Source organism: Nonomuraea jiangxiensis (assembly GCF_900099965.1).
Classification (GTDB): Bacteria; Actinomycetota; Actinomycetes; order Streptosporangiales; family Streptosporangiaceae; genus Nonomuraea; species Nonomuraea jiangxiensis.
Genome location: NZ_FNDJ01000040.1, coordinates 69,260 through 90,720 on the forward strand (window position 1 = coordinate 69,260; position 21,461 = coordinate 90,720).

At 69.7% G+C, this 21,461-nt stretch carries 16 protein-coding genes and 2 rRNA genes; 1 reads left to right on the forward strand and 17 read right to left on the reverse strand.

The window, feature by feature from the left end; translation table 11 throughout:
* Positions 1–35: 35 nt before the first annotated feature.
* On the forward strand, positions 36–806 hold the full coding sequence (locus tag BLS95_RS49135) for an SDR family oxidoreductase (protein WP_090946516.1): 771 nt from the start codon (positions 36–38) through the stop codon (positions 804–806).
* Here BLS95_RS49135 and obgE read toward each other — a convergent pair.
* The 17 genes from obgE to BLS95_RS49225 all read right to left on the reverse strand — a co-directional run.
* The gene (gene obgE, locus BLS95_RS49140) at positions 803–2,155 is read right to left on the reverse strand and encodes a GTPase ObgE (protein ID WP_090946538.1); all 1,353 of its coding nucleotides are present in this window, start codon (positions 2,153–2,155) and stop codon (positions 803–805) included. The genes BLS95_RS49135 and obgE overlap by 4 nt on opposite strands.
* A gap of 163 nt (positions 2,156–2,318) precedes the next feature.
* Positions 2,319–2,576 (reverse strand): 50S ribosomal protein L27, encoded by a 258-nt coding sequence (gene rpmA, locus BLS95_RS49145; RefSeq protein WP_020546367.1) that lies wholly within the window; start codon positions 2,574–2,576, stop codon positions 2,319–2,321.
* A 15-nt stretch (positions 2,577–2,591) separates the two neighbouring features.
* Positions 2,592–2,894 (reverse strand): 50S ribosomal protein L21, encoded by a 303-nt coding sequence (gene rplU, locus BLS95_RS49150; protein WP_049575732.1) that lies wholly within the window; start codon positions 2,892–2,894, stop codon positions 2,592–2,594.
* Between the two features lie 213 nt (positions 2,895–3,107).
* A complete protein-coding gene (locus tag BLS95_RS49155) occupies positions 3,108–6,161 on the reverse strand; it encodes an Rne/Rng family ribonuclease (protein ID WP_245765746.1) in 3,054 nt (1,017 codons plus the stop codon).
* A gap of 144 nt (positions 6,162–6,305) precedes the next feature.
* The gene (locus tag BLS95_RS49160) at positions 6,306–7,058 is read right to left on the reverse strand and encodes a TIGR03936 family radical SAM-associated protein (protein ID WP_245765747.1); all 753 of its coding nucleotides are present in this window, start codon (positions 7,056–7,058) and stop codon (positions 6,306–6,308) included.
* Between the two features lie 154 nt (positions 7,059–7,212).
* Positions 7,213–9,123, reverse strand: coding sequence for a TIGR03960 family B12-binding radical SAM protein (locus tag BLS95_RS49165; protein ID WP_090946518.1), 1,911 nt, complete (start codon positions 9,121–9,123; stop codon positions 7,213–7,215).
* Positions 9,124–9,330: 207 nt separating this feature from the next.
* On the reverse strand, positions 9,331–10,479 hold the full coding sequence (gene rodA, locus BLS95_RS49170) for a rod shape-determining protein RodA (protein ID WP_090946519.1): 1,149 nt from the start codon (positions 10,477–10,479) through the stop codon (positions 9,331–9,333).
* Positions 10,480–11,788: 1,309 nt separating this feature from the next.
* Positions 11,789–13,834 (reverse strand): penicillin-binding protein 2, encoded by a 2,046-nt coding sequence (gene mrdA, locus BLS95_RS49175; protein WP_090946520.1) that lies wholly within the window; start codon positions 13,832–13,834, stop codon positions 11,789–11,791.
* Positions 13,831–14,295, reverse strand: coding sequence for a rod shape-determining protein MreD (mreD, locus tag BLS95_RS49180; RefSeq protein WP_090946521.1), 465 nt, complete (start codon positions 14,293–14,295; stop codon positions 13,831–13,833). The genes mrdA and mreD overlap by 4 nt, the downstream gene beginning before the upstream one ends.
* Before the next feature lie 526 nt (positions 14,296–14,821).
* Positions 14,822–15,727: a rod shape-determining protein MreC gene (gene mreC / locus BLS95_RS49190; protein WP_090946523.1), complete on the reverse strand. Its 906-nt coding sequence runs from the start codon at positions 15,725–15,727 to the stop codon at positions 14,822–14,824.
* Positions 15,727–16,758 carry a rod shape-determining protein gene (locus BLS95_RS49195; RefSeq protein ID WP_090946524.1) on the reverse strand — a complete coding sequence of 344 codons (1,032 nt, stop codon included), beginning with the start codon at positions 16,756–16,758 and terminating at the stop codon, positions 15,727–15,729. The genes mreC and BLS95_RS49195 overlap by 1 nt, the downstream gene beginning before the upstream one ends.
* 295 nt (positions 16,759–17,053) lie before the next feature.
* Positions 17,054–17,464 (reverse strand): nucleoside-diphosphate kinase, encoded by a 411-nt coding sequence (gene ndk, locus BLS95_RS49200; RefSeq protein WP_090946525.1) that lies wholly within the window; start codon positions 17,462–17,464, stop codon positions 17,054–17,056.
* Positions 17,465–17,606: 142 nt separating this feature from the next.
* Entirely contained in the window at positions 17,607–19,166 is a 1,560-nt protein-coding gene (locus BLS95_RS49205; RefSeq protein WP_090946526.1) for a hypothetical protein, read from the reverse strand.
* A gap of 68 nt (positions 19,167–19,234) precedes the next feature.
* Entirely contained in the window at positions 19,235–19,576 is a 342-nt protein-coding gene (locus BLS95_RS49210) for a DUF4233 domain-containing protein (protein WP_090946527.1), read from the reverse strand.
* Complete coding sequence (locus BLS95_RS49215; RefSeq protein WP_090946528.1) at positions 19,573–20,868, reverse strand: bifunctional folylpolyglutamate synthase/dihydrofolate synthase; 1,296 nt, start codon at positions 20,866–20,868, stop codon at positions 19,573–19,575. The genes BLS95_RS49210 and BLS95_RS49215 overlap by 4 nt, the downstream gene beginning before the upstream one ends.
* 279 nt (positions 20,869–21,147) lie before the next feature.
* Positions 21,148–21,264, reverse strand: a 5S ribosomal RNA gene (gene rrf / locus BLS95_RS49220).
* A gap of 73 nt (positions 21,265–21,337) precedes the next feature.
* A 23S ribosomal RNA gene (locus tag BLS95_RS49225) occupies positions 21,338–21,461 on the reverse strand; the annotation flags it as partial.

The window sequence follows — 21,461 nt, forward strand, 5'->3', positions numbered from 1 at the left end:
GACTGCATCGATTCATTCGATGTAGTGATTGACCCATGGACAAACGCACCTACGTCGTCACCGGCGCCGGCTCGGGCATCGGCGCGGCCACCGCGGACCACCTGGCGAGCACCGGCGCGCGGGTGATCCGCTCCGACGTGCACGACGCCGACCTGACCGCCCAGGAAGGCCGCGAACAGCTTCTCTCGCAGGTCACGGCCGCCTCGGGCGGCAGGATCGACGGGCTGGTCGCCGTGGCCGGGATCGGCGCCCCGTCCGCGCTGACCGTACGGCTCAACTTCTTCGGGACGATCGCCACCCTGGAGGGCCTCCGGCCGCTCCTGGCCGCGTCGGACCGGCCGCGGGCGGTGGCCGTGTCCTCGCTGAGCGCCATCGTGGCCGCCGACGAGGACCTCGTACGGGCCTGCCTGACCATGGACGAGGAGGCCGCCGCGGCCGCCGTCACCTCGCTCGTCGAGTCCGGCAGGGGCCACATCGTCTACCCCTCGACCAAGCTGGCCCTCAACCGGTGGCTCAGGCGTGCCGCGCTACGCCCCGAATGGGCCGGAGCGGGCATCCCTCTCAACGCCGTGGCCCCCGGCGTGGTGGACACGGCGGCGGCCCGGCGGACGTTCCTAGACGATCCGGTCACCCGCGAGCGCGTGGCGGCCGCGATGCCACAACCACTGGGCTTCCCCGGCCCGGTGGCACCGATCGCGTCGTTGCTGGCATGGACGGTCAGCGCGGACAACGCGTTCATGACCGGCCAGATCCTCTACGCCGACGGCGGCGCGGAAGCGACCCTCCTCGCCGCCACCGGCGGCTAGCCGAGGCGGTTGTCGGATCCTCTCGGCCCCTGCCGGACGGACTCGGCGCTGAGCGTCGGCTGCCAGTCGAAGACGTAGCCACCCTCCATGGGCCCGATGACCACCTCGGCCCCGGCCGTGGCGCCCGCCTTGACCAGCTCCTCCTCGACGCCGAGCCGCTCCAGCCGGTCGGCGAGGTAACCCACGGCCTCGTCGTTGCTGAAGTCCGTCTGCCTGATCCACCGCTCGGGCTTCTCACCGGTGATCTGGAACAGGTTCTCGTTGACCCGCCGCACCCGGAACCCGGTGTCCCCGAGCTGCTTGGGCCTGATCACCAGCCGGGTGGGCTCCTCGATCGGCCGGTTGGCCCGGGCCGCCGCGACCCACTCGCCCATGGCGTACGTCAGCTCCCGCAACCCGTCATGGGTGGCCGCGGAAACCGTGAACACCCGCAGCCCCCGCTCCTCGAACTCGGGCGTCACCAGCTCGGCCAGCTCCCGCGCGTCGGGCACGTCGGCCTTGTTCAGCACGACCAGCCGGGGCCGGTCCTCCAGCTTCCCGTACGCCCGCAGCTCCCCCTCGATCACCTCGTAGTCCGTGATCGGATCCCGCCCCGGCTCCATGGTGGCGCAGTCGACGACGTGCACCAGCATGTCGCACCGCTCGACGTGCCGCAGGAACTCGTGCCCCAGCCCCTTGCCCTCCGACGCCCCCGGGATGAGCCCAGGGACGTCGGCCACGGTGAACACGTTCTCCCCCGCCGTCACGACCCCGAGATTCGGGATCAGGGTCGTGAACGGATAGTCCGCGATCTTCGGCTTGGCCGCGCTCAACGCGGCGATCAGCGACGACTTACCGGCGCTCGGGAACCCGACCAGCGCCACGTCGGCCACGCTCTTGAGCTCCAGCATGACGTCCAGCGCGTCCCCCGGCTCCCCGAGCAGGGCGAACCCGGGCGCCTTGCGCCTGGCGGTGGCCAGCGCGGCGTTGCCCAGCCCGCCGTGGCCGCCCTGGGCGATGACGTAGCGTGTGCCGGCTCCGACGAGGTCGACCAGCACCTCTCCCGTGGCCGCGTCCTTCACCACGGTTCCGTTCGGGACCGGCAGCACCACGTCGCCCCCGTTGGCCCCGTCCCGGTTGGAGCCCTGGCCCTGCTTGCCGTTCTCGGCCCGGCGGTGCGGCCGGCGGTGATAGTCGAGCAACGTGGCGGTGTTGGGATCGACCTCCAGGACGACGTCACCGCCCCTGCCGCCGTTCCCGCCGTCGGGGCCGCCGAGCGGCTTGAACTTCTCACGGTGGATCGAGGCGCATCCGTTCCCTCCGTCACCGGCACTGATATGAAGGACCACCTGGTCCACAAAGTCCGGCATCCCGCACTCCTCCATCCACCGGGGCCATCTCGTCCCCGTACCCACGCCACCCGGCACGCTGCCGGACGGCCACCCCCGAACGGGGCCCCAGGAAACGCCAAAGGGTGGATCGACATCCCGTCGATCCACCCTGAAGCAACGTCAAACGGAAGTAGGGAGAACCCTATTCCGCGACAGGAACGATGCTGACAGCCCTGCGCCCACGCTTGACGCCGAACTGCACATGCCCGGCGGTCAGGGCGAACAGCGTGTCATCGCCGCCACGCCCGACGTTGTCGCCGGGGTGGAAGTGGGTGCCACGCTGGCGGACGATGATCTCGCCCGCGTTGACGAGCTGACCGCCGAAACGCTTGACGCCCAGGCGCTGAGCGTTGGAGTCACGGCCGTTCCGGGTGGACGACGCGCCCTTCTTGTGTGCCATCTCTCAAACTCCCGATCAGGCCTGGTCGATGCCGGTGATCTTCACCTGGGTGTACCGCTGCCGGTGCCCCTGGCGCTTCTTGTAACCGGTCTTGTTCTTGTACTTGAGAATGCGGATCTTCGGGCCCTTGGTCTCGCCGAGAATCTCGGCGCTGACCGTGAACTTGCCCGCCTCGGTGGTCACATCGCCGTCGTTGACGACGAGCACCGTCGGCAGCGAAACCGAAGAGCCGACCTCGCCGGCGACCTTGTCCACCTCGAGGACGTCACCGACGGAGACCTTCTGCTGCCTGCCGCCGCAACGAACGATCGCGTACACCGCGGAACCCTTCTGACTCACTGTTGCTTCGTTTCGAACCTCAGCCGCCAAAGCGGCCGCCGAAATGCTGCGCCTGTCATTCGGCCTGTCTCAAACCGACGAACCGAGCAAGCGCGCCAACAGGGCACGTCACCTGACGCACCGATTCACCAGGGTACCGGATTAACGGTGCCCTAGGCGAACCGGACGGAACGTCGGAAGCCTGCCGAGCGGCTACTCGGCGGACTTGGTACGGCGCGAGCGTCGCCGCCCTCTGCCGGAGGTCTGGCTGGCCTGGTCGTCCTCAACCGGGACGTCCTCAAGCGCACCGGTCACGGTATCACGGTTGGCGGAGTCCTTGGCGGCGGAAACCTTGTCCGCGACCGCCTTCTCGACGGCCATCTTGCCCTGCGTGCCACGCGGCTCCGGCTTGGCCTCGACCGGCTCGGTCGAGATCAGCAGGCCACGCCCGTTGCAGCACTCGCAAGGCGTCGAGAACGCCTCCAGGAGCCCCTGTCCGACCCGCTTGCGCGTCATCTGGACCAGCCCCAGCGAGGTCACCTCGGCCACCTGGTGCTTGGTCCTGTCGCGGGCCAGGCACTCCAGCAGCCGCCGCAGCACCAGGTCCCGGTTGGACTCCAGCACCATGTCGATGAAGTCGATGACGATGATCCCGCCGATGTCGCGGAGCCTGAGCTGGCGGACGATCTCCTCGGCCGCCTCCAGGTTGTTCCGCGTGACGGTCTCCTCCAGGTTGCCGCCCTGCCCGGTGAACTTGCCGGTGTTGACGTCCACGACGGTCATCGCCTCGGTACGGTCGATCACCAGCGAGCCGCCGCTCGGCAGCCACACCTTGCGATCCAGCGCCTTGGCCAGCTGCTCGTCGATCCGGTAGGACTCGAACACGTCGTCCTGCCCGCCGTCCCACTTCGCCAGGCGCTCGGCCAGGTGCGGGGCGACATATTTGACGTATTCGTCGACCGTGTCCCAGGCCTCGCCGCCCTGGACGACCAGCGAGGTGAAGTCCTCGTTGAAGACGTCACGAACCACCCGGATCGTGAGGTCCGGCTCAGCGGACAGCAACTCGGGCGGGCTGGCCGACTTGGCCTTCTTCTGGATGTTCTCCCACTGCGCGGACAGGCGCGCCACGTCGCGGGCCAGCTCCTCCTCGGAGGCGCCCTCGGCGGCGGTACGGACGATCACTCCGGCGTTCTCCGGCATGACCTTCTTCAGGATGCTCTTGAGCCGGGTGCGTTCCTTGTCGGGCAGCTTCCGGCTGATCCCGGTCATCGACCCGTCGGGAACGTAGACCAGGTATCGGCCGGGCAGGCTGATCTGCGACGTGAGCCGGGCGCCCTTGTGCCCGATCGGGTCCTTCGTGACCTGTACGAGCACCGACTGCCCGGACTTCAGGGCGGCCTCGATGCGCTTGGGCTGTCCTTCGAGACCGGCGGTGTCGAAGTTCACCTCACCGGCGTACAGGACGGCGTTCCGGCCCTTGCCGATGTCCACGAACGCCGCCTCCATCGAGGGCAGCACGTTCTGCACCTTGCCGAGGTAGACGTTGCCCACGTAGGACTGGCTGGCCTCGCGGTTGACGTAGTGCTCGACGAGCACGCCGTCCTCCAGCACCGCGATCTGCGTACGGTCGCCCTGCCGCCGCACCACCATCATCCGGTCGACGGACTCGCGGCGGGCCAGGAACTCCGACTCCGTGATGATCGGCGGACGCCTGCGGCCGAGCTCCCGGCCCTCGCGGCGGCGCTGCTTCTTGGCCTCGAGCCTGGTGGAGCCGCGCACGCTCTGCACGCCGTCGGTGGCGGTGTCGTGCGCGGCCGCCCGCCCCGAGCGCGGGGCGCGGATGCGCACCACCGTGTTCGGCGGGTCGTCGCTGGCCGGCTCGGCGTCGTCACTGCCCCGGCGACGGCGGCGGCGCCGGCGGCGCGAGCCGCCGGCCTCCTCTTCCTGGGCCTCCTCGCCCTGCTCCTCCTCGGACTCCTCGTCCTCGGAGTCCTCGCCGTCCTCGGCCTCGTCACGCTCACGCGACTTGCCGCGCCCCCGGCCGCCACGACGACGACGGCGACGACGGCCGCCGCCCTCCTCCTCCTGATCGTCGGAGGTGTCGGCGTCGGTCTCGTCCTCGGTCGCGGTCTCGTCGACGAGCTCCTCGACCTCCTCGGGCTCGGGCTCGGGCTGCGGCTCGACCCGCCGGGTGACGGGCTTGGTGGCCTTGCTCGGGTCGGGCGCCTGGAACAGCGGCGCGAAGATCGCGGCGGGCCGCTGGAACGCGGCGCCCGGCTCGTCCTGCCGGCGGGCGGCGAACCCGAACGGGTCGGCGAGCAGGCTCGGCCGTACCACGTCCTCGTCGAGATCCTCACCGGCGGGCTCGTCGTCGAGCGGCTCGTCCTCGGGCAGGATCTCCAGGATGTCTTCGTCGTCCTCGGCCCCCTCGGAGGCACCCTGGACCTCTCCGGCACGCACCTCAGCATCACCGGTCCGGGTGGCCTCAGCGGCCTCAAGTTCACCAGCGGCCTGCGCGGCCCCGGCCGCGGCGCCGTTCAGCACGATCTGGCCGTTTCCGGCGGGAGCGTCGACCTTCGCGGCGGGGGCGCTCAGCTCCTCCTCCGCGGTGGCGGGGGCCTCGGAGGTCACGACGGCCTCTTCCGGCTCCGCCTTCTTGCGGGTCCTGCGGCGCTTCGGAGCGGCCTCCTCGGCGGGCGCCTCCTCCTCCGGGAGCGCTCCCGCGGCCTCCGGCTGCGCCTCGGCCGCCTTCTTCGTCGTCGTACGACGCCGCGTCGTCGTGGCGGTGGACCGCGTCCTGGTGGCCCGCTTGGGCTTCTCCTCCACGGCCTCGGCGGCGGGCACGGCCTCATCGGCAGCCCCGGTGACGGCCTCATCGACCGCTCGACCGGCAGCATCCGTGACGGCCGCGGCCACCACGGCCTCCGCCGGGCTCTCCACTCTCGGTGCCGGGGTCTCCACCACCGGCGGCTGGCTCTCCACCAGCGGTGCCGGGGTCGTACCGGCCTCGGAGGCGGCCGCGAGAATTTCGGGACCGGGCTCACCGGCGGCACGCTGTGCGGCGGTGCGCCGCACCTCCTGCACCTCGGCCACCGACGGCGCGGTCTGCGCGGCGGATACGGTGATCGGAACAGTGGCCGGCTCGTCGGGCAGCTCCGGCGGGGGGCCCGCTGGGCGGCTGGCGGAGCGGCGACGCTGGGTCACCTCGGGCTGTTCAATTGTCTCCCCGTCAGGGCCAATGACCCCGTTGGGCTCGTTGTCGAGCATGCGGGCGCTCTCCCGTCAGCTCCCGGGCGCGTCGCCGCGCCGCGCAGGAGCCCTCGTGTCTCGTTGTCCGCCGGCGCCTCCAGTGAGGAGGTGCCGGCGCCAAGTCCTGTCAGCGGTCGTGCCCCGCTCGCGCAGGGCACTTCCTTAACCGGCGACGTGCTCACCCACCGGTCCCGCCTCGCCGCCGCGCGTCGTATCGCGGTCCAGGTCGAGCGGGTCGGCAAGTGCACCGGTGCTGACGTCCAGCGGCCCCTGCGCCAGCCTGGTCACCTCGGGGGGAACCGGCGGCGCGAAGTCGGCCACAAGGCGCAGCCCTGTGAGCACATCGTCGGGTCGAACGGCAGGCGTCATGTGCCGAACAACCATGCGCAGTATGACACACGGCTCTCCGGCCATCTGAGCTGCAGTTCTGTCTGCTCCCTCGGACACCGTCAGCCCCAGGACGGCCTCACGCGCGTCGAAGCGGCGGGGACCCTTCTTGGTGAGGCGCTCGACCTCCACGGTGCCCGTCGCGAGGAACTTCTCCGCCGCCACCTCGGCGAGCTCGCGATCGGCACCGGGCAGCCGCACCTCCCAGTCGGAGACCTCCAAGCGGTCGGCCAGCCCTCCCGGACCCGCCTCCACAACGTCGAGCACATCGAGCCCAGGCGGCAGCGACTCGTCCAGGCCCTGTCTGACCTGGCCGGGATCGCACGGCGTGGTAACACCGATCTCGAGGTATTCGGCTTCGCTGGCGACGCCGGTCGGCGCCGCGCCCGCATAGGAGATCTTGGGGTGGGGCGAGAAACCCGCGCTGTAGGCCACCGGAATGCCGGCACGGCGAACCGCTCTCTCAACGGCCCGCGAGATGTCGCGGTGGCTGGTGAAGCGCAGGCGGCCGCGCTTGGCGTAACGCACACGCAGGCGTTGCACCGTGGGCGCGGGCGGAGGCCCTTCGGGAACAGGTTTCAGAGCTTGTCGTCCTTCCCTTGTCAGAGTTCCTTCGTCTCAGGATAAGCCGCCCCAGTGCGTGCTTCGTGTACGCCGAGACATGGCTCGCCCACTGAGCGCTCTAGACCACTGTGAGCGGGAGGAGTTTTCGCCCAGTCGGGCCAATTTGGATTTCTGTCCCCATAGTGGGACAGACCCCACAGTCATAGCAGGGAGTCCAGCGACAGTCCTCGACCTCGGCGCCGGAAACCGCCTCCTGCCAGTCCTGCCAGAGCCATTCGCGGTCGAGCCCGGCGTCGAGGTGGTCCCAGGGCAGGACCTCGTTCTCCTCGCGCTCGCGCGTGGTGTACCAGTCGACGTCCACGCCGGCCTTCTCGGCCGCCGCCATCCAACGCTCGTACGAGAAGTGCTCGCTCCAGCCGTCGAACCGGCCGCCGTCCTCCCACACGGCCCTGATCACGGAACCGACCCGGCGGTCGCCCCGCGACAGCAGCCCTTCCACGATGGACGGCTTGCCGTCGTGATAGCGGAACCCGATCGCCCTTCCGTACTGCTTGTCGCCCCTGACCGAGTCGCGCAGCGCCTTGAGCCGCCGGTCGACGGTCTCGTGGTCGGCCTGCCCGGCCCACTGGAACGGCGTGTGCGGCTTGGGCACGAACCCGCCGATGGAGACGGTGCAGCGGATGTCGCGGCTGCCGGTGGCCTCGCGGCCCGCCTGGATGACCTTCTTGGCCAGGTCGGCGATGCCGAGCACGTCCTCGTCCTGCTCGGTGGGCAGCCCGCACATGAAGTAGAGCTTGACCTGCCGCCATCCCTGCGAATAGGCCGTGGTGACGGTGCGGATCAGGTCTTCCTCGGTGACCATCTTGTTGATCACCTTGCGCATGCGCTCCGAGCCGCCCTCCGGCGCGAACGTCAGCCCCGAGCGCCGGCCGTTCCTGGAGAACTCGTTGGCCAGGTCGATGTTGAACGCGTCGACCCGAGTCGAGGGCAGCGACAGCGACGTGTTGGTGCCCTCGTAGCGGTCGGCCAGGCCCTTGGCGATGTCGCCGATCTCGGAGTGGTCGGCGGACGACAGCGACAGCAGGCCGACCTCGTTGAAGCCGGACTGCTTGATGCCGTTGTCCACCATGGCCGCGACCGTGGTGATGGAACGCTCGCGCACCGGGCGGGTGATCATGCCCGCCTGACAGAACCGGCATCCCCGGGTGCAGCCGCGGAAGATCTCCACACTGAACCGCTCGTGCACCGTCTCCGCCAGCGGGACCAGCGGCTTCTTCGGATAGGGCCACTCGTCGAGGTCCATCACGGTGTGCTTGTGCACCCGCCACGGCACGTCGGCGCGGTTGGGCGCGACCCGCTTGATCCGCCCGTCCGGGTGATAGTCCACGTCGTAGAACTTCGGCACATAGACCCCACCGGACTCCGCGAGCCGCATCAGCAACTCGTCCCGGCCGCCCGGCCGGCCCTCGGCCTTCCACTCGCGGACGACCTCGGAGATGGCGATGGAGATCTGCTCGCCGTCGCCCAGCACGGCCGCGTCGAGGAAGTCGGCGATGGGCTCGGGGTTGAAGGCCGCGTGGCCGCCCGCGAGCACGATGGGGTCGTCGTCACCCCGGTCGGCGGCCGACAGCGGAATGCCCGCCAGGTCGAGCGCGGTCAGCAGATTGGTGTAGCCGAGCTCGGTGGAGAACGACACCCCGAGCACGTCGAAGGCGCGCACCGGCCGGTGCGCGTCCACGGTGAACTGCGGCACGCCCTCGGCGCGCATGAGCGCCTCCAGGTCAGGCCAGACCGCGTAGGTCCGCTCGGCCAGAGTCCCTGGCAGCTCGTTGAGGATCTCGTAGAGGATGGCCACCCCTTGGTTGGGCAGCCCGACCTCATAGGCGTCCGGATACATCAACGCCCACCGCACGTCGGCGGAGTCCCAGTCCTTGACGGTCGAGTTGAGCTCACCCCCGACGTACTGGATGGGCTTCTGCACCTTCGGCAGCAGCGCTTCCAGGCGGGGGAAAATCGACTCGACAGGCATACGCTCCAGGGTAGCGGCGATCAGACGGTCGCAGGTCCGGGGATGCCGAGGTCATTTCCCCTGACGAACAGAACGTGGCGCCCTCCGTAGCAGGTCAACCCGACGCCCACGACTCCACCGGCGACATCGTGCACGCCGGCGACGTGGTTCGCGGCGAGCAGAACCAATCCTCACACCCATCGCAACAGGCCAGGAACCCACCACTACTTAAAACGACTGCCTTCTCATCTTGATGGCCTGCAACAGTCCGATGGCGATGAGGTTGGCGAACGTGGCGGTGCCGCCATATGACACGAATGGCAGCGGCAACCCGGTGATCGGCATGATTCCGATCGTCATCCCCACATTGATGAACGTCTGGAACGCGAACCAGCACACGATCATCCCGGCCACCAGCGTGCCGAACCGGTCCTCGCACTTCCTGGCGATCTGGAGCCCGCGCAGCAGCACCACGCCCAGCAGCAGCACGACGGTGACCGACCCGAGGAACCCGAACTCCTCCCCCGCCACCGTGAAAATGAAGTCCGTGTGCTGCTCCGGCACGAACCGCCCGGTCGTCTGCCCCCCGCCGAGCAGCCCCTTCCCCAGCAGCTGCCCCGAGCCGATCGCGATCAACGACTGCGTGCTGTTGTACCCCACGCCGCGCGGGTCGACGTTCGGATCCACGAACGCGGTGAACCGCGCCACCTGGTACGGCTCCAGAAGCTGGAAGTAGAACACCGAGAACACCCCGGCCCCCGCGACCAGCGTCAACGCCCCGATCCAGCGTTTTCGCACCCCCGCGAGGATGAGCCCGGAAGCCGTGATCACCGCCAGCACCATGGCCGTGCCCAGGTCGGGCTGCAACATCACCAGGCCCATCGTGATCAGTGCGGCGATGAGCGCCAGAGCGAGGTCGAGCCCGCGCGGCCGATCGGTGCCCTCGGCAGGCTGCGCCAGCAACATCGCGATCACCAGCAGCAACCCCACCTTGGCGAACTCGGACGGCTGCACGGCGAACCCCCCGCCGAGCAGGATCCAGGAGTGCGACCCGTTGATGGTGGCCCCCAACGGCGTCAGCACCAGCCCCAGCCCGATCAGGGACACCAGGAACACCAGCGGCGCGTAAGCCCGCATCGCCCGGTGGTCCACCATCGCCACGATGCCGCACAGCACCACCCCGATGGCCTCATTGAGCAGGTGCTTCTTCACCAACCCCGTGGACCCGGGAGCCCACGTCCTGGTGGACGACCACACCAGCAACGTGCCGATGACGCACAGCCCGGCCACGGCGACGAGCATCAGCCCGTCCATCCGCCGCACCGCCGACTCCTCGCCGGCCACCCGCCGCAACAGCGAGGGCTGCCGGATAGCCATAGCCCGATCGATCACCCCGCACCCCCCACCACAACACCACCCCCACAACCAAACCCCCCGCAACCCCCACCCACCCGCCCAACCAGCCCCCCACCAGAGCACTCACTACCCCAACAAACCCACCCAGCACCCCCACCAACCCACCCCGGAGAGCCATCAACCCACCGGCCACTCCCATCAACCCCCACGCAGGCCGCTACCCGGCACGAGCCGGCCCGCCACGCCCACCCATGCCTCGCACCAACCCACCCGGCACTCCCACCAACCCGCGCATACCCCGCTACCCGGCAGGAGCCGGCCCGCCACGCCCACTCAGGCCTCCCATCAACCCACCCGGCACTCCCACCAACCCTCCCGGACGCCGCTACCCGGCACGGACCGACCCGCCACGCCCACTCGGGCCTCCCACCAACCCGCCCGGACGCCGCTACCCGGCGCGGACCGGCCCGCCACGCCCACCCATGCCTCCCACCAACCCACCCGGCACTCCCACCAGAGGACCCATGCCTCCGATCAACCGACCCATGCCTCGGAAGGCCCTCGCCAGGACGTCCACCGGAATCAGCCCAAAGGCCCCGCCGACCAGCCCAACGCCCCCACACCGACCCATCCCCGCAGCAGTCCACCCTCCGCCCACCACGTTCCGCCCCAGGAGCCCCCTCGCGGACTTCCACCCCTAGTCCGCCATGCCCCCTGGAAGAGCCACAGCCCACCCTCCGACGCCCCCGCCCGAGGCCCATCCCCCGGACATCCACCTGTGGACCGCCACTCCCCCCAAGGCAGCCACAGGCCCCTCCTCGGCCACCACACCGCGCCATGAGGCACGCATCGCCACCCCTCGCCCCCAGCCCGCCATGTACTACAAAGCAGCCGCAGCCGACTTCCCAGCCCCGCCCCACCCCACGAAAAGCGCGAAAGGCCACCCCGCCATCCACCCCAAGACCTTCACGTCCTTCGAAGCAGCCACAGTCCACCCCCCAACCACGCCCCGACCCCCAAGAGGCCACGCCACCATTCACCTCAAGACCGCCACCACGCCGCCGCCCGAAACCACCCGCGCTACAGACAACCCTCCGGCCGCCACACCCCCGCCCGAAGCCGCCTCCGCAGCAGGCAGTAGCCCTCCGGCCGCCAACCCCCAGCCCGAAGCCGCCCGCGTTACAGACAACCCTCCGGCCGCCACACCTCCGCCCAGAGCCAACCCCGCAGCAGCCCACCCTCCGACCGCCAACCCGCTGCCCCAAGCCACCCTCGCAACAGCCAGCCCTCAGATCACCGAACCCCCACCGCAAACCAACCCGTCCGCCCTTCATCCCCTGGCCACCGTTCCGTCGGGTGAGAACCTCGGCAGCCGCGTTGTCAGCCGCCCTCCAGGCACGGCCTGGGGTTGCTTGATGCCGTAGATCCCCTCGTAGATCTCCCGCACGGCAGGCGCCGCCGTCTGCGCGCCCATGCCACCCTGGGACACCATCACCACCACCACGTACTGCGGTTTGTTGGTGGGCGCGAACGAGGCGAACCACGAGGTGTCCTGCTTGCCCCAAACCTCCGCAGTACCGGTCTTGCCTCCGATGCGGATCTTGTCCATAGGCCACCCGGCGAAGGCCCCCGCCGCGGTGCCGTCCTGGGGGACCTGGCTCAGCGCGTTCTTGATGTAGAGCCGTTCCTTCTCGCTGAGCGGCAGCTTGCCCACCACCGGCACCTCGATCGTCTTGACCACCTTGCCGTCGGGCCGCACCTGCGCCCACCCGATGCGGGGGCTGCGCAGCTTGCCGTCACTCACCAGCGCCATGTACGCCCTGGCCAACTGCATGGGCGTGACCAGCACGTCACCCTGCCCGATGGAGAAGTTGGCCGAGTCACCGGGCCGCAGCAGGAACCCCTCGGTGCAGTTTTCCAGCGCGAGCCGCTTGAGGAAGTCCGCCCGCGCTTTGTCCTTCACCTCGGGATAGCCCTTGCGCGACCGCTCGCAGTTGATGGCGCTGGTCCGGTTCCACAGGTCCTTCTTCCACGCCCGGTCCGGAATGCGCCCGGAGGACTCGCCGGGCAGGTCCACACCCGTACGCTCGCCGAACCCGAACGCCCTGGCCGTGTTGGCGAACACCTCCTTCGGCGCCTTCTTCGGATTGCGCCCGCCGTCCTTGAGGTACTGCGTGTAGGCGGCCTGGTAGAAGATCGTGTCGCACGACTTGACCAGCGCGGTATGCAGGTTCATCGAGCCCAGCCCGATCCCGCGGAAGTTGTTGAACGCCCGGCCGCCCACCATGACGGAGCCGGGGCACCCGTACGTGCCGTTGAGCGGATATCCGGACCGCAGCATCGCGGTCACCGACGAGATCTTGAACGTCGACCCGGGCGCGAACTGCCCGTTGATCGCCCGCGACACAAGCGGCTTGCCCGACTTGTCCGACAGCAGCCACTGATAGCCCCGCGTCGAGATCCCGCCCGCCCAGATCGCCGGATCGTAACCGGGCGCGCTCGCGATCGCCACCACCCGCCCCGTACGGGCGTCGAGCACCACCCCGGCCCCGCCGTCGGCCGCCGGAGCTGACTTCATCGCCTTGGCCAGCGCCTTCTCCACCACGTCCTGCACCCGCGAGTCGATGCTGGTGACGAGATGGTCACCGGGCACGGGCGTGATCTGCTCCTCCAGCCCCAGCGCCTTGCCCATCCGGTCGACCTGGACCCGCCGCAGCCCCGACTTGCCCCGCAGGGCGTCGTCGTAGACGTATTCCAGCCCGTCCCGCCCGACCAGGTCCACGCCGGAGAAGCTGGCCTTGAGCCCCTCGCGCTTCTCCAGCTCGGCCTCGGTGACCGGCTGCAGGTAGCCGAGCATCTGAGCCCCGGCCCGGCCGCCGGGATATTGCCGGACGGAGTGGATCTCGGCCGTCACCCCAGGGAACTCCTCCTGCCGCTCCAGGATCTGCAGCGCCTCCCGGGTGTCCACCTTCTCGTCCAGCGGAACCGGCTGGTACGGCGACCCGGTCCAGCACGGCTTCGACACCCCGGGCCCGCACGGCGTGATGCGCTGCTGCAACTGCGCGACCGGCTTGCCGAGCACCGCGGAGAGCTTGCCCAGCACCTCCTTGCCACCGTCCGGCAGCCTGGTCAGCCTGGCCCTGTCCACGGAGACGACGAGCGCGGTCTTGTTGCGCACCAGCGGCCGCCCGCGTGAGTCGAGGATCTGCCCGCGCACGGCCGGCACGAGCACGGCCCGCGTCCTGGTCTCCGTGGCCCGCGTGACGAACTCCTGCCCGCGCACCACCTGCACCTGCCACAGGCGTACGGTCAGCACGGCGAGCAGCGTCAGCACGAGCACGTGCAGCACGAGCAGCCGGGCGCGCATTCTGATCATGTCGACAACCTCGCGTGCCTGTCTCGCATGGTCAGCCACATCACGATCGGGGAGACGAGCAGGGTGTAGACGATGCTGACCGGCACCTCCTCGGTCAACGTCGACATCGACACCCGCGGATCGGCGATCAGCCCGCCTACGGCCGCCGCCAGCAGCGGCCCCATCAGCACGCACAGCACCACGGTCGTCGCGGGCCCACCGGCGCCACGCCCCGCGACGTAGCCCACCAGCGCCAGCACGAACGCGTACTGTCCGACGAGATGCGCGGTCGGCGGCATGATGTCGACGAGCACCCCGGCGAGGAACCCGAGGACGGCCCCCTCCGCGGGTCCGCGTGCCAGCGCCGCCCCGATCACGGCCAGCAACACCAGATCGGGCGCGCCCCCCGCGGGCAGCGGCACCCGATTGACCACCATGACCTGCGCCAGCAACGCCAGCAGCACGGACAGCCCCCCGATCACCGCAAAGCCTCCCCGCCGCTCACCACGGTCACCACCACCCGACCAGCGCCACCCTCCGCCTCCCCCTGCCCACCACCGGGACCGTCCTCATCAACGCGCCCAGCACCCAACCCACTGGAAGCTGCCCCCCAAGCACCACAGGAAGCAACTTGAAAAGCCTCGAAAGCCCCAAAAGCACGTCGAATTCCCAATGCAGCCCCAGCAGCGCCAGGAACACCGGCACCGTCCCCCGAAGCCCGCCGAACGTCCCCGTTCCGCCCCCGACCCTCGCCAACCGCCACGAACGAAACCCACATCACAGCGCCACTACGCCGGCACTCGCTACGAAGCTCACCCCGCCGCCGCCGAGCCACCCCCCGATCACCGGACGGCACACCTCGCCACGGCCCCGCGATCGCCTTCCGCCCGAAAGCCCACCGCCCGACGACCGCCCTCCTGTCGGACAGCGCCCCGACCACCACGCCCTCACCGCTCCGGACGCCGCCGAACCGCCCCCCGATCGTCGCGATGGCTCGCCAGACCCCGCTCACCGCGGCCTCTCCTTCGGCTCTTTCGGCTTCTTCGGATCCTTCTCCGGCTGCACCGCCTGCCGGGGATCCCGCTGGGGCGCCTCCACCACCACGCCGACCACGTCAAGCGCCGTCAGATCCGCGTACGGCCGCGCGTACGCGATCCGCGTCAGCTCCCCCGGCGTGGGCTCCACCCGCTCGATCACCCCGATCGGCACCCCCGGCACGTACGGCTTACCGTTCTGCGAACCGAAGCTGACGATGCGCGCCCCTCTGGCCAGCGAGGCCGTCGAGTCGAGCAGCCGGAACTGGACGAGCCGCCCCTGCTCCCCCACCCCGTGCACCACGCCGATCTCCTTGCCGTCCTCCAGGCGCGCCCCGGCGGCCGAGGCCGGATCGCTGAGGAGCACCACGGTCGAGGTGTGTGCCGACGCCTGGAGGACCCGCCCGACCAGCCCTTCGCCGCTGAGCACGGTCATCTCCGGCTGGATGCCGTCGACGGTGCCCGCGTCGATCTGCACGGCGTCCTCGAAACCCGGCTGACCGCGCCTGGCGACCACGTTGGCCGCGACCACCTTGTATCCGCCGGTCCCCGACAACCCCAGCAGCTGCCGCAGCTCCCTGGACCGGGACTCGTCGAGCTTGCTGGCCACCAGATCCGCCCGCAGCCGGGAGTTCTCCACCTTGAGCCTGCGGATGCGCTCCTGCGCCTCCGGCGCGCTGACCAGGGCCTGCATGAACCCGCCCACGGGCCGCACCACCCCACCGCCGAACCTCTCGGCCGTGCCGAACAGCCACGACCCGGCCGCGCGCAACGGATGCAGCGGCGAACTCTCGCCGGTGCGGTGGTCGATGGTCAGGACGACCAGCGCTGCCGTCAGCAGCGCTCCCAGGATCAGCCTGGCCCGGCGCGAGTCTCTCATCAGTGTCGCGACTCCGGCACCAAGACCTGCTGCAGGGCCTCGAACTCCTCAGCGCACTTACCCGAACCGATGGCGACCGAGTCGAGGGCGTTGTCGACGAGGTGCACCGGCATGCCCGTCTCCGTCCTCACCCGCTCATCCAGCCCCTTGAGCAGCGCGCCTCCGCCGGTGAGCGCGATGCCGCGGTCCATGATGTCCCCGGCCAGCTCGGGCGGGCACTTGTCGAGCGTGGTCCTGACCGTGTCCACGATCGCGTTGACCGGCTCCTCGATGGCCTTCCTGACCTCCTCGCTCGACACGACGATGGTCTTGGGCAGGCCACTGACCAGGTCACGGCCGCGGATCTCCGCGTGCGACTCCTCAAGGCCCGGCCCGGCCGAGCCGATGGCCATCTTGATCTCTTCAGCGGTGCGCTCGCCGAGCATGAGCGAGTATTCCTTCTTGGCGAACGCGATCACCGCCTGGTCGAGCTCGTCACCGCCCACCCTGATCGACTGGCTCGTGACCACGCCGCCCATCGAGATGATCGCCACCTCGGTGGTGCCGCCGCCGATGTCGACCACCATGTTTCCGGTGGGCTCGTGCACCGGCAGCCCGGCCCCGATGGCGGCCGCCATCGGCTCCTCGACGATGTAGACCTTTCTGGCGCCCGCCGCGTAGCCGGCTTCCTTGACCGCGCGCTGCTCGACGCTGGTGATGCCGCTCGGAACGGCGATGATGATGCGTGGCTTGGCGAAATGGCGACGTCTATGCACTCTTTGGATGAAATATCGCAACATCCGCTCGGTGACGTCGAAGTCCGCGATCACGCCGTCCTTGAGCGGGCGTACCGCGACGATGTTGCCAGGTGTGCGGCCGATCATCCTCTTTGCCTCGATGCCGACCGCTACGATTTTGCCGCTGACCGTGTTGATCGCTACGACTGACGGCTCGTTGAGCACGATGCCCCGGCCGCGCACGTAGACCAGCGTGTTGGCGGTGCCCAGGTCGACCGCCATGTCACGGCCCAGGAACGCGAGCTTGCTGCCCATGGGGAACGGAGCCCTCCGTATCGTCGTTCGCGAATGACTACGGATCGAATTCGAATCGTAACGTGACGTACCCACCGATGAGCGCAATGAGCCTTCGCGCCCCCCAAAAATCTCCAGCCCCTCCCTCAACCCCAATTTTGCCGGGATTGCACCACAACATCCGATCGAACGATGGAACGTTCCAATCCATCCTCCCCACCCCCGATCCGGGCCCAACCCTACGGGTCCCGACCGACAAAAACGCGCGCCCGCACAGCCGAAGCTGCACGGGCGCGCCGGGAGCGAGGGGAACCGGTCAGAAGCGGTCCGGGAAGAAGATCTTGATCTCCCTGGCCGCCGACTCGGGGGAGTCGGACCCGTGCACGACGTTCTCGCCGATCTCCAGAGCGTGGTCGCCCCGGATCGTCCCCGGAGCCGACTTGACCGGGTCGGTGGCGCCGGCCAGCGCGCGGAAGGCCTCCACGGCACGCGGGCCCTCCAGCACCATGGCCACGAGCGGCCCCGACGTGATGAACTCGACCAGCTCGCCGAAGAACGGCCGCTCGGAGTGCTCGGCGTAGTGCGTCTTGGCGGTGTCGGTGTCGAGGGTGCGCAGGTCCATCGCCACGACCTTGAGGCCCTTGCGCTCCACGCGGGCGACCACGTCACCGATGAGGCCCCGCTTAACCCCGTCGGGCTTGATCAGGACAAGAGTGCGCTCGGACACTTGACGTTCTCCTTCGAACAGAGTGGGGTCGCGGCAGGCACTGGCCTGACCGCAGGACGCTTCGCGGGCACCAGACCACGCGTCGCCGTGGCTGTGCCTCAGCTTACCGTCCGTACCCCACCCGCGTTCCCCACGGAAGTCCTCACGAGGGCGCGTCGTCCTCGGGCGAATGGGCCTGCGGCGGCACCGCCGGCACCGTCCCGCCCTGGTCGGCCGTCCCCTCCTCCTCGGGCAACGACCTCGCCTGACCGAAGGCCCCGCTGGGGGGCACCGGCACCACGACGCGGGGAATCGCCCCGGTGGTCCGGTCCTCGTCCGCGAGATCGAGGGTGCCCCCATCGCAGGCGCTCACCGCCTCGGGCCGCCCATCATCGGCCCGAGCCCCGCAAGCCTCCTCGCCGGAACGCCGGGCCAGCACGGCCGCGAGCACGATGGTGCCCACCACCACGAACCCGCCGATCAACGCCCACCAGTGCAGCGCCCCCACGAAGCCGTCCACCAGCTCCTGCGCCGACCGCACCCCGTCGAGCATCGCCATCTGGACTCCCGTGCCCAGCAGGAACCCGGCCAGCACCCCCGCCACGCACAACGACAGCCCGAACACCGCCGCACCGATCTCCACCTCCTGCAGCGCCGACGTCAATGCCACCGCCGCCCCCACGGCCAGCAGCACGAACGGCACCACCAGCACCAGCCCGTCGGCCGAGGGCACCAGCAGCCGCACGGAGCAGAGCCCCGCCACCATCGACAACAACCCGAGAGGAGCCAGCCACCGCCCGGCGGCCGGCGCGTACCGCCGCACCAGCACGGAAGCCCCGACGGCCAGCACCCCCGCCACCCCGTACGGCACCCACAGTCCCCGCAGTCCGGGCCCGCCGAGCCCGCCCATCTCCACCAGCGTCACCTGCGCGGCGCTGGGCAGCAGCACGACCCCCACCGCCACCATCACGTACGCCGGCGTGCGGCTCTCCGGCGCGCCGAACGAGGCCAGCGCCAGCAGCCCGACCACCGCCAGCCCGGCCAGCAGGAACACCGGAACGGCCCGCCACCCCTCGGTCGCGGTGCTGATGGCCACGACCGCGATGCCACCGGCGGGCAAGACCGCCAGGAGCAACCGGGGCCGCTCGCCGACCTGAGGACCGGCCTCGACCGCCCGGCCGAACACCATCCCGACCACCAGGTACGCCGCCGCCAGGCCCAGCGCGACCCCCGTCACCATCGGGTACGGCTGCAGCGTGACCTTCCAGTCGCTCACGCCGTCGAGCGGCCACAGGGCCAGCGCCTGGGCCACCAGCAGGCTCAGGCTGAACACGCCCACCCACAGCGCCCGCAACGCCGGCACCCGGTCCCAGACGGCGGCCAGCGTGGCCGGCAGGACGATGCCCGCGCCCACGCCCCGCAGCACCCGTACGACCCCGACCAGGAACTCTGAGCCCGCATACCCTGCCGCCGCGTCGGAAGCGGCGATCAGCACCAGCCCGGCGAGAATGAGGTGAACGGCCTTGAACCGGCGCAGAGCCGCGCCCGCGAGCGGCACGGTCAGCATCAGCGCGGGCAACGCCAGCCCGTGCGTGCGCAGCAGCGCCACCTGGTCGATGTCGCCGGGCAGCAGGCGCGCGACGACGGAGAGCGTGTTGGGGATCGTGAGGATCGCCAGCGGCAGCGCGGCCACGATGAGGAGCCCGAGCACCACGTCGAGCACCCACGGAAGTCTTGGGCCGGCCGCGGATGGCGACCGCTGGATAGGGGGGACGGCCATGTAGGCCGACTTTAGCGGGTAGTAGCGCCTTCGACACGCCGAGCGACGATAATGGCAGTGATCCATAGTGCCGTGAAGATCGCGCCGAGGAAGAACATGGCCGTCACCAGGAAGCCCGTGCAGATCGCCAGCACCTGCACCACGCTACCGGCGATATAGCCGAAAGGCCGCTTGAGCAGCCCCGCGACGACGACGCAGAGCACCGCCAGCCCGATGCCGACGGTCACCGCGAGCGCCGGCGTGACCCCGTTCACCGTGATCGCCACGGGCGTGATCAGGCCCGCCACGATCGCCTCCATGCCGAGCACCGAGGCACCAAGCCTGCGCATGCCCGGCGTGACCTGGAAGTTCATCGCGAACCATCCGCATTGAGCAGCAACCGCGCATCTCCCGCCGTGACGACGGACCCGGTGATGAGCACCCCGGTGCCGCTGAACTCGCCCTCGGAGTCCGCGAGGCCGATGCCCTGGTCGATGGCCTCGTCCAGGCGCTCGACGACGTGCACCCGGTCCTCGCCGAACAGCGGCTCGGCCAGGGCACCCAGCTCCTCGGCGGACATCGAGCGCGGCGAGGAGTTACGCGTGACGATGATCTCGTCGAGCATCGGCTCCAGCAACTCCAGCAGCGCGTCCACGTCCTTGTCGCGCATGACCGCGACCACGCCGATGACCTTGGCGAAGTCGAACGCCTCGTGCAGCCCCTCCAGGGTGGCCTGCATGCCGCCGGGGTTGTGCGCGGCGTCCAGCACCACCGTCGGGCTGCGCCGCACGACCTCCATCCGCCCGGGCGAGGACGCCTGCGCGAACGCCTGACGCACCAGGTCCCCGTCCAGCGGATCGTCACCGCCGGTCAGTGCCTCGGCCGCGGCCAGCGCGCAGACGGCGTTGCTCGCCTGGTGGGCCCCGTAGAGCGGCAGGTAGACCTCGTCGTATACCCCCTTGAGCCCGCGCAGGGTGAGCAGCTGCCCGCCGATCGCCACCTCACGGTTGAGCACCCCGAACTCGAGCCCTTCCCGCGCCACGACCGCCCCCACCTCGGCCGCGCGCCGCATCAGCACCTCGGCCGCGGCCAACTCCTGCTGCGCGAGCACGGCCGTGGTGCCGGGCTTGATGATGCCCGCCTTCTCGGACGCGATGCTCGGAATGTCCGGCCCCAGCCGGTCCATGTGGTCCAGCGAGATAGGCGTGATCACGGACACGAGACCGTCTGCGACGTTCGTGGCGTCCCAGGACCCGCCCATGCCCGCCTCGACCACGGCGACGTCAACCGGCGTGTCCGCGAACGCCGCGAACGCCATCGCCGTCAGCATCTCGAAGAACTGGATGCGCCGCGGTCCCTGCGCGTCGGTCAGCTCGACGTACGGGATGATCTCCTCGTAGACCTGGCTGAACCGCTCCTCGCTCAACGGCTCCCCGTCAACGGTGATCCGCTCGCGCATCGACGTGAGATGAGGACTGGTGAACCGCCCCACCCGCAGATTGCGCTCCTTGAGCAGCGCCTCCGTCAGCCGCGCCGTGCTCGTCTTCCCGTTGGTGCCGGCGATGTGTATGACCGGGTACGCCCGCTGCGGCGATCCGAGCACATCCAGCAGGGCCGCGATCCTGTCGAGCGTCGGCTCGAAATCCCACTCGACGCCACGCTCCATGATCGCACGTTCAACCGCACGAAAATCCACCCCTCAACCCTACTGACCGCGCACAGCACTCCTGACGCCGGGCGAACATTCGCACACGACCACCCAGGTCAACAGCGGCCCCTTGCGACCCCAGGGTGCCCGGGTACGCGGGCAACTGTCCAGAACCCCACCAGCGAAAACCCGACCCACGCACAACACAAGAAAAGGCCCCACGCACCACACGTGAAGCCTCACCAACGCAAAAAAGGGGGGTCCGACGCTCGAAGCGTCGAACCCCCCACAAAGATTGTCCGGCGGCGACCTACTCTCCCACACCCTCCCGAGTGCAGTACCATCGGCGCAGAGAAGCTTAACTTCCGGGTTCGGAATGTAACCGGGTGTTTCCTTCCCGCCATAACCGCCGTAACCCTCCGAAACAGCCTGTTTGCTGTCTCAGAATTGCCTAGTGGACGCGAGCAAAAACTTGAAAGTCTGCTTTGTGGTCAAGTCCTCGGCCTATTAGTACCGGTCAGCTCCACACGTTACCGCGCTTCCACCTCCGGCCTATCAACCCGATCATCTACCGGGAGCCTTACCCCATCACTGGGAGGGAGACCTCATCT

Coding starts and splice junctions, on each gene's coding strand:
- rodA (WP_090946519.1), bottom strand. CDS start 10,479: ATGGCTATCCGGCAGCCCTCGCTGTTGCGGCGGGTGGCCGGCGAGGAG.
- BLS95_RS49210 (WP_090946527.1), bottom strand. CDS start 19,576: ATGAACTTCCAGGTCACGCCGGGCATGCGCAGGCTTGGTGCCTCGGTG.
- BLS95_RS49215 (WP_090946528.1), bottom strand. CDS start 20,868: ATGGAGCGTGGCGTCGAGTGGGATTTCGAGCCGACGCTCGACAGGATC.
- BLS95_RS49155 (WP_245765746.1), bottom strand. CDS start 6,161: ATGCTCGACAACGAGCCCAACGGGGTCATTGGCCCTGACGGGGAGACA.
- rpmA (WP_020546367.1), bottom strand. CDS start 2,576: ATGGCACACAAGAAGGGCGCGTCGTCCACCCGGAACGGCCGTGACTCC.
- obgE (WP_090946538.1), bottom strand. CDS start 2,155: ATGCCGGACTTTGTGGACCAGGTGGTCCTTCATATCAGTGCCGGTGAC.
- BLS95_RS49165 (WP_090946518.1), bottom strand. CDS start 9,123: ATGCCTGTCGAGTCGATTTTCCCCCGCCTGGAAGCGCTGCTGCCGAAG.
- BLS95_RS49195 (WP_090946524.1), bottom strand. CDS start 16,758: ATGGGCAGCAAGCTCGCGTTCCTGGGCCGTGACATGGCGGTCGACCTG.
- mreC (WP_090946523.1), bottom strand. CDS start 15,727: ATGAGAGACTCGCGCCGGGCCAGGCTGATCCTGGGAGCGCTGCTGACG.
- BLS95_RS49135 (WP_090946516.1), top strand. CDS start 36: ATGGACAAACGCACCTACGTCGTCACCGGCGCCGGCTCGGGCATCGGC.
- mrdA (WP_090946520.1), bottom strand. CDS start 13,834: ATGATCAGAATGCGCGCCCGGCTGCTCGTGCTGCACGTGCTCGTGCTG.